Raw genomic sequence first — 10,204 nt, forward strand, 5'->3', positions numbered from 1 at the left:
TAGTGACTTCATGGCGCACCTAGGCTCAAGACACTCAACCGTCTCATGCCATTGAGTGCATCTGCAATCCCTAGACTTCACACTCAGAACGCTTCATCGTCAGCCTCACCAACCAGATGCCAAGGTCAGGCAATTATGCTGCGAGGGGGGTGAGCCTTTGAACGGTGCGCAAGACGAATCGGTTTCCCAAGACAGCAAGGGGAGTACCGCCACCGCGCTGTCTGCGTCGCTGGACGATTTACGCACAGCGCTTCTCGCGCTTAAACCCACTGGACCGGAGGGGTTCGAGGGGTTGCTTGCCACCATATTGGGCAAGATCAGCGGCCAAGATTTTCGTCTGGCCAAGTCCGGCCTACAGAACGGGAAAGACGGAGCAACGTCTGCCACAGCGAGCAATCACATCTCCTTCGAGGGCAAGCTCTACACCACAAAGATCAACGACAACGAGGTCTTGACCAAGATTACGCGGCTGATCGGCAGCAGCGCTCCGCCTGATGTGTGGGTTCTTGGAGCAACAGTCGAAGCAAGCACTCAATTGCTCGAGCCAATGCAATCCGCAGCCGCCAAGAATGGTATCAGCATATTTGTGCTCGACTGGCCAAGCGCATCCGCTGTACCTCCGCTGGCGGTCGCATGCGCTTTCGCGAATGGAGAAACAAGCGCGTTCTTGCGAGATCACGTCAGCGATGTGGCGACCGTAAAGAACGCCGACACGGCGCTCGAAGCAATCCGCCGATCAGACGCGTTCCATGCAAGTGCCGAACCCATTGTTCGGGCACTTCAGGAACCCTCGCTTGCAGGAGCGAATGCGAGGAAAGCGAATTCGAGGTGGCTCGAAGCCACCTTCGCGGACCGGTCCCGCGCCAAGGCAAAGTTCGGCCAAGCCCTCGCACCCAATGCGGCCGGACCACTTATGCTTCAGCAACGCTCAACCCTAGTGCAGCAGGTTAATCAGCAACTTACAGTTGCCCCTTCGCGCAAGATCGTAGCGCTTGTCGGGGGAGAGGGCTGCGGCAAATCTTGGCTGCTCGCGCAAAGCTGGCTTGAGCTTGGCAACCGGCCCCTACTTGTCTTGATCCCGGCGAACGACCTCAGGCCGGTTGCAGCCTATGGATTGCTCACGCCGCTTCTAATCTCAAAGCTAATTCAGCAAACGGGTACGAGCGACGGCGAGGTCTCCCGCAAGCGCTGGGAACGGCGACTGGAGCAGTGGAAAGAACAGGCAAATGAAGAAACGCCCAGATTCATCTTGTGCGTGGACGGTCTCAACCAGCAACCCGGTTTTGACTGGCCGCGCTGGCTTGATGACGCCACCTCGGTCGTTGAAGAGTTGGGCGGCGCTCTAGCTATAACTGCGCGAGAGGGCTATTTTAACGAGCGCATCCGTTCGGCAGTGCATTCCAAGATCGTCACTGTGCGCGTCCCGGAATGGACGGAGTCAGACCTGAAGGAGATTCTGGCCACAAAAGGCTACAAAGCTAGCAAGATTAAGCCTGCTGTGCTCGCACGTCTCCGAAATCCCAGAATGCTCGGGATTGCCTTTGACCTGCTGGAAAGGTTTGACGTCCTTGACTTCAACGAGCTGAGTGTGGAGCGGTTGCTTTTCGAGCATATCCGCGTTGGTGCACGCGATGGCAGTGCAGCGGAACCGCCAGATAAGTTTTCAAAGCGGTTGGCGCAACACGCCCAGATGATCATGGATCGCGTCAAAAGCCAGCAAGGTGAAGACCAACTGATATTCGACCGCGACGACGGCCAATCTGGGCACACTTTAAGCGCGGAGCTTCTCGCAGTCACTGCCGAACACTTCTTTCAGCCGTTGCCAGAAGATCCCAACCTATATACGCTTGCCGATCACGGGCTTTCGCTAGCGCTGGGCCTCTCGATCATAAAGGCGCTGCAAAAGGCTGAGCGTAATGGACGCGACGTTGCGGATGCGTTGGACGAACTAATTGAGCCGATCGCCGCCCTCGACAAGACCGCCGATGCGGTTTTCTCCGGGGCTATGGTCTCCAGTATTGATGGGCAGTGTTCGCTTGCAATCAGGCGCGCATTGATCTGCGGCTTTCTGCGCCTCCAAAACATAGACGCGCAGAATTACCCGGCTTTCGTCGCCATTGCGCGCAATGCGACGGATGCAGCGATGTGGGCGCTCTTCGACATCTCGGCGACGTCCCGCTATGCAGCCAACAAGGACTGGCTCTCGGCGGCTTTGCGCGCATGCCGGCACAATTCGGAATGCTGGTCAGTCATCAGCACGCATGTATCCGACTGGCTGCGCTCATATTCACTCGACCCGAAAATCAAGGTTATGGGCACCCCAGGCCAAGATAGCGCCGATAGGATCGCAAAGAGTACGGAGGAGAAGGCGCAGGCTCTTCTGCAAAAAATTTCAGAACTGTCTGGTGCGGAGCGCAAATTTCTCGAAAAGAACATGCTTGAGCGCAAGGACTACGACCCATCGCTACTTTTTGAAGATGCCTTCGAGATGCTCGCCGGGATGCCGCTGGCAGGCTTTGCTGAGCAACTTGTCGCGTGCAGCTTTTCGCTCGCCCTCAATGCAAGTTTCCGGGCGCCGTATGAAGAGTATCTGGCCCTGATCCGGTTCAACCGCCGAGATTGGCTGGAGACGCGGCAGCGACTCCTTGAGGCGTCTGATTTTCTCGTGCGGAATGGCGCGTCACGCACCGGCAAATGGGCGCTGGTGGCAGTGTTGCGTGGCATGAGTACGGTCGAGGACGCCAAACGCGAGGATCAACTTGTCGAGGAGCTTACCAAGGACCGGGAGAAATTCGGCGGCTGGCGGCTCGTCGAAAAATACTGCGCCACAGACCCCTGTGATCCTACATCGACGAAGCCGCACAATATTGCTGCGACGGCCGAGCGATATGCGAAGATCAAGGTCGATGAAGTGTCGCGCCACCTTTGGATGGGCGAGGACGATCATTTTGTGAGAGACGCGCTTCCGGGTCTGGCCCGGTTCGCGCCGGACTTGGCGATCGAGACTCATCGCAAAATCGCACGGTCCATTGTCGCACGTGACGCTTCGGAGCTTGTCTTGGGCGTCACCTCGCTCGAGCAGCACTGCGCGATGCTGGATTCCGAGACAGTCTGCAAGCTCGTCGAGGTCGCGAATACGCTTAGCTCGCCGCGCAAGACGGAATCGAGAGACGCCCGCGACAACTGGATCACATCACAATACGCGATCCAGATCGCGTTCCCTCATATGAATGGCGATTCTCAGCTCGATATTCTGGTCGGCTTGCCGTCTCACGGCCCGCCGTTGCTCAAGCTGGCAAAGGTACTCAAACCAGCGGCGCCCGAGAAGCTGGAATACGCGCTGGAAAGAGCCATGCAATCTGGAGAATGTAATCGGGCGCTTGCCGCGTTGCTGTTCGCTCGGCATTCAGGCACGGATATGACCGAGCGCAGCCGGATACTAGTCGGCCAATTCGCGGAGCATGAGCGTTCGGCCGTACGCGCCGAAGCTATGGACATTATCGCGCATTTGAAAAACTTCGAGCTTATCGAAGGTATTGTGACCACAGGGTGGAGCGCGGCTTTGCTCGATCCACGCGAGAACTACTTTGAGATTTGGCATGGCTCTCACGTTATCATCTTGGCCGCTGAGCAAGAAATAATCAGCTTCAGTGAAGCGTTGGAAAGGACCACCCCTTGTCTGTATAGCGTGACAGCAGACGTGCTCGGAGCGGGTTGCCACGCGACAATCGCAGCGCGACTAACTGCAGCCGTTAGAACCGCGCTTAATGTTGAACTCCCGTTTTCGCCCCCGGCTGTCGAACAGGCCATCGAGGCAGCCGACCGCACGAATCCGCCGCTCCTGTCTTTGGCGGAGCCAGATGAAGTTGTGGGTTCCAAGGCGTTCTTCAGGCGTATGTCCGATACACCGGAAGACTTCGAAGTGCGCCAACGCCAAGGATGGGACGCATTTAATCGGTTTGAAACGGCGCTTACAAAATATGACGCGCGAATCATCGTAGATGATGTGGGTTTTAGAGGCGTTGATGTTTGCGTTTCCGCATCGCTAGATCATTGCACAGGCTTAGTCCAAGAGCTTCTTATTCTGGATGATCACAAGTTGATGCATGTTCGGAATTTTGCATTGATGCTCGCGAAGTCGGTTTCCCACTACGACCCAACGCTTGCTCGCAAATTGTTTGATCGCCTTGCAGATGGGCGGGCTATCGTAAGCCTAGTTTTCGGTCTGTCAGGGGTATCACTTGAGGCCATGTGTCTTTGGAAAAGCTCGGACGGTGGCCCGCTGGATGATCTGCGGACGCAGCGCCTAGACTGCGCGGCAAATGACCACCTGTTGGCGCAAGAAGTGCTGGCGGCTCTCATGGCGGGCAAGGACGAGTTCCTCAAAAGATATGTGCGCAAGAATCTCGAGAGTCTTCAGCCTGCTGACAATGCGCGTGCGCTCATTGTGGTCGGCTTCGGGTTGGAGTCTCCCGTTTCCGAGGAACTCCTCAATAAGTATAAGGATGCGAGCGGACTGACCGGTCGTGCAGTCAAATCAGCTCGCTTCGCATATGATCGCAACCGCTGGGCGCGGCATTGGTTTGAAAAGATGTGCGCCACCGACTCCGGCGAGGAATTCTGGGCGTACAGCGCATTATTCCTGAAGATCGTCGATGCGCGTGTTGGTCTCTGGGGTGGAGGATTCTCGCGGACGGGCACGGCAATGCCAAGGTTCGAGCCGAGTATTAGAAGCCGGTTGGAAAATCGAGCGAAGGCTTGGAAGGCAAAGCGGGAAAAGACACTTTGTGGTGATAAAGTTCCCGGCGAAGTATACTTGGTGCTCGATTAAACAGACTTGGATGCGCTGCGGGGTCAGGTTACAGTCAGAACAAATTCACTTCACAGCTCAATTACTAGCCGACGCGATATCGTTCATTTCTGCTGCGGCCATGTCGAACGATACCATTTGCCAAAACTGCCTCGCCGAATTCATGAATGTTAAATGTCTGCAAATCGCGGGTTTTCCTCCCCCCTTCGCATGGTTCCTCCTAGGCGCGATCCGTATACGGGGGGGCTGAGCGCGCAAGTTTTCCAGCGTCTGGCCTTATCACCGGGGAATCCACCTGGAAGCCACCCCGCTGGCCATGCCGAAAATTCCGACTCAGTATCAAACACTTATGCGACCACGCCGCCGGCCAAGGTGGATTCCTTCTGGAAGCCAGGGAATCCACCCTGCGGAATCCAGTGGCCAACAAAGCCACCTCGGGAAGCCACCGGCACCGCGCCTTGCCGGAAGGCATTGATTCCAGGCCGAAAAATGGTTTGACTTTTCTAGCCCCCTTGACCTATCCCTTGATCATCGAAGAGTTGCGCCCGGAGGATATCCCTCACGGGCGTTTTTCATTTTCCCTCCCCATATCCGAGCCCCGCCCCATGGACCTGGTCTTCGCGCCGAGCCATATCGAAACCTGGCCGATTGCCCGGCTGCGCCCGTACGCTCGCAATGCCAAGATGCACGGCGATGACCAGGTAGCGAAGATCGCCGCCAGCATGGCCAAGTTCGGCTGGACCGTGCCATGCATGGTGGCCGACGATGGCGAGCTGATCGCAGGCCATGGCCGGGTGCTGGCCGCGACCATGCTCGGACTGACCGAGGTGCCGGTAATCCGGCTCAGCCATCTCGATGAGGCCGAGCGCCGCGCCTACCGCATCGCCGACAATAAATTGACCGAGCTTGGCGACTGGGACGAGGCGATGTTGCGCGACGAGATCGCGGGGCTGCTGGCCGAGGATTTCGATCTGTCGCTCTTGGGTATCAGCGATGACGATCTGGACGCGCTGCTGCGGGATCCTGAGGCGCTGGGCGGTGATGGCCCGGTCGAGGGCGAGGACGATGTGCCAGACCTGCCGGTCACGCCGGTCTCTGTCCCGGGAGACCTCTGGCAGCTGGGGTCGCACAAGCTAGTCTGCGGCGACAGCACATCTGCTGATGTGGTCGGGAAATTGCTCGGCGATGTGCGCCCCCTGCTGATGGTCACCGACCCGCCTTATGGCGTGGAGTATGACCCTTCATGGCGCAATCAGGCTGGCGCGGCCAAGACAAAGCGCACCGGCAAGGTACTGAATGATGACCGCGCCGACTGGCGCGAGGCATGGTCGCTATTCCCCGGTGACGTCGCATATGTCTGGCACGGCGCGCTGCACGCGGCGACCGTGGCCGACAGCCTGACTGCCGCTGGCTTTGCCATCCGGTCACAGATCATCTGGGCCAAGGACCGGCTGGTGCTCAGCCGCGGCGACTATCACTGGCAGCACGAGCCCTGCTGGTACGCGGTGCGGGCGAAGGGCAAGGGCCACTGGGCCGGAGACCGCAAACAGACAACGCTTTGGCAGATCGCCAGCCGGGATCAGGACGCCGATACCGTGCATGGCACGCAGAAGCCGGTGGAATGCATGCGCCGGCCGATCCTGAACAACTCGAGCCCCGGTCAGGCGGTCTATGAACCGTTCATGGGATCCGGCACCACGCTGATCGCTGCCGAAACCACCGGCCGTGTCTGCCTCGGGGTCGAGCTGAACCCGGCCTATGTCGATGTGGCGATCGAGCGTTGGCAGGCCTTCACCGGCGAGGAGGCTGTGTTGGCGGATACCGGGGAGAGTTTCGCCGATCTCAAGACCAAGCGGCAAGCTGCATGACGATGCGTGTTCGCCCGAGCCAGATGGCGTTCTGGCCTCTGGATCGCCTCAAACCCTATGCGCGCAATGCCAAGACCCATGATGCGCATCAGGTGGCGAAGATCGCTGCCAGCATGGCCGAGTTCGGCTGGACTGTCCCCTGCCTTGTCGCCGCCGACGGCGAGCTGATCGCAGGCCATGGACGCGTCCTGGCTGCCGCACAGCTCGGGCTGGCCGAGGCGCCCGTCATCGTGCTGGACCATCTGACCGAGGCACAGCGCCGCGCCTATCGCATTGCAGACAACAAGTTGACGGAGATGGGCGGCTGGGATGACGCCCTGCTCGTCGAGGAACTGCGCGGGTTGTTGAACGAGGAGTTCGACCTCGGGCTGATCGGCATCCCCGAGGATGAACTGGACGCGCTACTCCACGATGCTGACGACGACCGAGCGCCCATCGACGACGACACCGCTGACACCATCCCCGAGCCCCCGGCGGAACCGATCACGCGACCGGGCGACATCTGGCAGCTCGGGAATCATCGCCTGATCTGCGGCGATGCGACGGACCCGGCTGTCGTGGCGCGACTGATGGACGGCGCGCAGGCGTCGCTGATGTTCACCTCGCCCCCCTATGCACAGCAGCGCGATTATGGCGCGGCGAAGGAGAAGGTGGGCGATTGGGATGCGCTGATGCAAGGCGTCTTTGCAGCTGCGCCGGTCACCCCCGATGCACAGAAGCTGGTCAATCTCGGCCTCGTCCACCGCGATGGCGAATGGATCCCGTATTGGGAAGGCTGGCTCGACTGGATGCGCGCCTCTGGCTGGCGGCGCTTCGGCTGGTATGTCTGGGACCAGGGGCCCGGCCTGCCCGGTGACTGGAACGGGCGGCTGGCGCCGTCGCACGAGTTCATCTTCCATTTCAACCGCCAGCCGCGGAAGCCAAACAAGACGGTTGAAAGCAAGCACGCGGGCGAGACCCTCGGCGGCGGCGGGCTGCGAGGGGCCGACGGCACTGTGCATCGCAAGACCGGCACCGGCAACACGATCCAAAGCCATCGCATCCCGGACAGCGTTTTCAGGATCATGCGCCACAAAGGGGGCTTGGGTGCTGCCGGATCGCACCCGGCCGTGTTCCCGGTGGCGCTGGTCGACGCGGTGCTGGAGGCCTTCACCGATGCGGGCGACCTGGTGTTCGAGCCCTTCTGCGGCTCAGGTACCCAGCTGATCGCAGCGGAACGCACCGGGCGGCGCTGTTTCGCAGTGGAACTGGATCCCGTCTATTGCGACGTCGCGGTGCGGCGATGGGAGATGGCGACGGGACGGATGGCCAGCCGCATCGTCAAGGAGGAGGAAGCGCAGAAGCCCGCGCGCCGGTCGCGGAAGCGGACATGACGCAGTCACGCCGCATGTCGCTGCTCGAGGCCATCACCAATGTCGTCGTGGGCTACGCGCTGGCAGTCGTCACGCAGATCATGGTGTTCCCATGGTTCGGCCTGAACCCGAGCCTCGGTGAGAACCTGGCGCTGGGCGGGATCTTCACCGCGATCTCGCTGATCCGTGGCTACGCCCTGCGCAGGCTGTTCGAAAGCTGGACGCATTTGTGATGTGGCGACGGGTCAGAATGCAGATGTCGCCTCGCGCGAGACCTGATATTGGCGTGTTTATGATACGCTTTTTCGACATGTTCCTCGGTCGCTCGACCACAATGCGCGCACTTGATGATGCGCTCCGGGCTGCGGGCCTGCATCCTCTGCTCATGCCGGAACCTGTCAAACTGACCGTGATCCAGCTGACGAAGAGGCATGCAGCCGCGCAAGCGCAGGAGACCGCTTTCGCGGATGCCGCGCAGCTGCTGGCCTATTGCATGCTCGGGCATGAGCAGTTCGCTGACAGCAACAGCTCCGAGGAAGCCGGGTGTGCGGATCAGCGTGTGGAGGCCGCAATGGACGAAGGCGACACACTGGACGCGAAACTGATCCTGCTGGCTTATCATGCCGGGCTGATCTCGCCCGAGGTCGCGGATCGGGTTGATGTCGACGAAACAGAGACGGATCAGGCATGAATGTGAAACAGAGCCTCAACCCCATCCTTGCCGCACTTGCAGTTCTCACCGTAACCACCGCGCAGGCAGACGCCCCCGATGGCGCGGCGCTCTATGCGACCCATTGCGCCGCCTGCCATGGCGCTGATCTGGAAGGCGCGCCGGACTGGCGGCGGCCGGGTCCGGACGGCTTGCTGCCTGCGCCGCCCCATGACGAAACCGGGCACACATGGCACCATGGAGACCAGTTCCTGTTTGATTATGTCAAGCTCGGGGGTCAGCAGGTGCTGGATGATCTCGGGGTGCGGTTCACATCGGCCATGCCTGCCTTCGATGGCATCCTGACCGACGCTGAAATCGAGGCCATTCTGGATTTTATCCGCGCAAGCTGGCCTGAGCGCATTCGTGAGATTCAGGCGGAAAGAACCGCCATGGAAGCGGAAACTGGACAGCAATAACGAGCGGCCTGCAGAACAGGCTCAAGGCAATCCGTCGGTGCTGTCATACGTTCGAGAGCTCCGGCGTTACGCATTTTCAAGGCGATAGACCGTCCCCCTGCCCTCGACCTTCTCGGCGGTGATCGGCAGACCCAGCTTCTTCTTCAGCGCCCCGGAAATGGCACCCCTTGCAGTGTGTGCTTGCCATGCCGTTGCTTCGACGATCTCGGCGATGGAGGCGCCCTCGGGCCGCTGCAGCAGCGCGATAATCTGCGCCTGCTTGGTGCCAGCGCGGATGGTGACGGGCTTGCGCGCATCGGCATCGCCGGCGGTCGGGGCCGGTTCTGCAGCCATCTGCGGCTTTCTTTTGCGCGCGCTGGCGACGGCGCTGGCCGCGACCGGCTCGATCCCGATGGCGGCCAGCCCGGCTTCGGTGGCGATCAGCGTCGTGCCATGACCATCGCCGGTTTCGCGCCAGAGGGGCTCGCCCTTGCGCAGGTCGGCATCGACCTCCTCAACCCAGCCATTGGTGATCATGCGGTTGACCGCCATCTTGGCCGCTGCGCCATGCAGCCCCTCGGGCAGCGGCATGGCCAGATTGCCGGGGCGGGTGGCCGCGCGGCTGAGGATGATGGTCTGGGTGTCTGTCAGTTTGGGCATTCTCGCCTCCTGTCGTGATCGGGGAAAAGGGGTCTGGGTCAGTCGCTCTCGGCCATGCTTGCGGCGATGGCGAAATGCTGAACCCAGCCGGTCAGATATGGCAGGCCCTCGGGGATGCCCTCGTCGCGCTCAGTCTGGCGCGAGATGCGCCAGTCCTGCCAGCGGCGGATCGCGGATTTGATTGCGGTCTCGCTGTCGATCTTGCAGCCGACCATGTTGCCCACGACATCATCGGCGAAATGGCGGCCCATCCGGCTGTCCAGAAAGTCGCGGATGCCGATCATGTCTTCCTCGGTGGTGGCGCGGACCGCCTTGGCGATCAGGGTCGCGGCCAGCACCCAGACCTCCACGCTGCGCCGGTCGCGCTCGGGGCAAGTCGTCAGGGTGCCGAAGAACCCGTGGTCGGG

Annotated in this window: 8 protein-coding genes; 6 read left to right on the forward strand and 2 right to left on the reverse strand. The window is 60.5% G+C overall.

The annotated features are described in order from the left end of the window. Positions 1-157: 157 nt before the first annotated feature. The 6 genes from EV660_RS18345 to EV660_RS18370 all read left to right on the forward strand — a co-directional run bounded on the left by EV660_RS18345 (position 158) and on the right by EV660_RS18370 (position 9,158). Positions 158-4,831 (forward strand): hypothetical protein, encoded by a 4,674-nt coding sequence (locus tag EV660_RS18345; protein ID WP_071479601.1) that lies wholly within the window; start codon positions 158-160, stop codon positions 4,829-4,831. Positions 4,832-5,415: 584 nt separating this feature from the next. Next, positions 5,416-6,678, forward strand: a complete 1,263-nt coding sequence (locus tag EV660_RS18350; protein WP_071479599.1) for a site-specific DNA-methyltransferase — start codon at positions 5,416-5,418, stop codon at positions 6,676-6,678. Continuing rightward, entirely contained in the window at positions 6,675-8,051 is a 1,377-nt protein-coding gene (locus EV660_RS18355; RefSeq protein WP_071479598.1) for a site-specific DNA-methyltransferase, read from the forward strand. Before EV660_RS18350 ends, EV660_RS18355 begins: the two co-directional genes overlap by 4 nt. Beyond that, positions 8,048-8,263, forward strand: coding sequence for a DUF7220 family protein (locus tag EV660_RS18360; protein WP_071479597.1), 216 nt, complete (start codon positions 8,048-8,050; stop codon positions 8,261-8,263). The genes EV660_RS18355 and EV660_RS18360 overlap by 4 nt, the downstream gene beginning before the upstream one ends. A 59-nt stretch (positions 8,264-8,322) precedes the next feature. Next, positions 8,323-8,721: a hypothetical protein gene (locus EV660_RS18365; protein WP_071481866.1), complete on the forward strand. Its 399-nt coding sequence runs from the start codon at positions 8,323-8,325 to the stop codon at positions 8,719-8,721. Beyond that, positions 8,718-9,158 carry a c-type cytochrome gene (locus tag EV660_RS18370; protein ID WP_071479596.1) on the forward strand — a complete coding sequence of 147 codons (441 nt, stop codon included), beginning with the start codon at positions 8,718-8,720 and terminating at the stop codon, positions 9,156-9,158. The genes EV660_RS18365 and EV660_RS18370 overlap by 4 nt, the downstream gene beginning before the upstream one ends. A 66-nt stretch (positions 9,159-9,224) precedes the next feature. Here EV660_RS18370 and EV660_RS18375 read toward each other — a convergent pair whose 3' ends face one another. Then, complete coding sequence (locus EV660_RS18375; RefSeq protein WP_071479595.1) at positions 9,225-9,797, reverse strand: DUF3489 domain-containing protein; 573 nt, start codon at positions 9,795-9,797, stop codon at positions 9,225-9,227. 38 nt (positions 9,798-9,835) lie between these two features. Further along, a partial coding sequence (locus EV660_RS18380) for a hypothetical protein (RefSeq protein WP_134014127.1) occupies positions 9,836-10,204 on the reverse strand: 369 nt, incomplete at its 5' end.

It is taken from the genome of Roseinatronobacter bogoriensis DSM 18756, from assembly GCF_004366635.1.
Classification (GTDB): Bacteria; Pseudomonadota; Alphaproteobacteria; order Rhodobacterales; family Rhodobacteraceae; genus Roseinatronobacter; species Roseinatronobacter bogoriensis.

Coding starts and splice junctions, on each gene's coding strand:
- EV660_RS18360 (WP_071479597.1), top strand. CDS start 8,048: ATGACGCAGTCACGCCGCATGTCGCTGCTCGAGGCCATCACCAATGTC.
- EV660_RS18370 (WP_071479596.1), top strand. CDS start 8,718: ATGAATGTGAAACAGAGCCTCAACCCCATCCTTGCCGCACTTGCAGTT.
- EV660_RS18375 (WP_071479595.1), bottom strand. CDS start 9,797: ATGCCCAAACTGACAGACACCCAGACCATCATCCTCAGCCGCGCGGCC.
- EV660_RS18350 (WP_071479599.1), top strand. CDS start 5,416: ATGGACCTGGTCTTCGCGCCGAGCCATATCGAAACCTGGCCGATTGCC.
- EV660_RS18355 (WP_071479598.1), top strand. CDS start 6,675: ATGACGATGCGTGTTCGCCCGAGCCAGATGGCGTTCTGGCCTCTGGAT.
- EV660_RS18365 (WP_071481866.1), top strand. CDS start 8,323: ATGATACGCTTTTTCGACATGTTCCTCGGTCGCTCGACCACAATGCGC.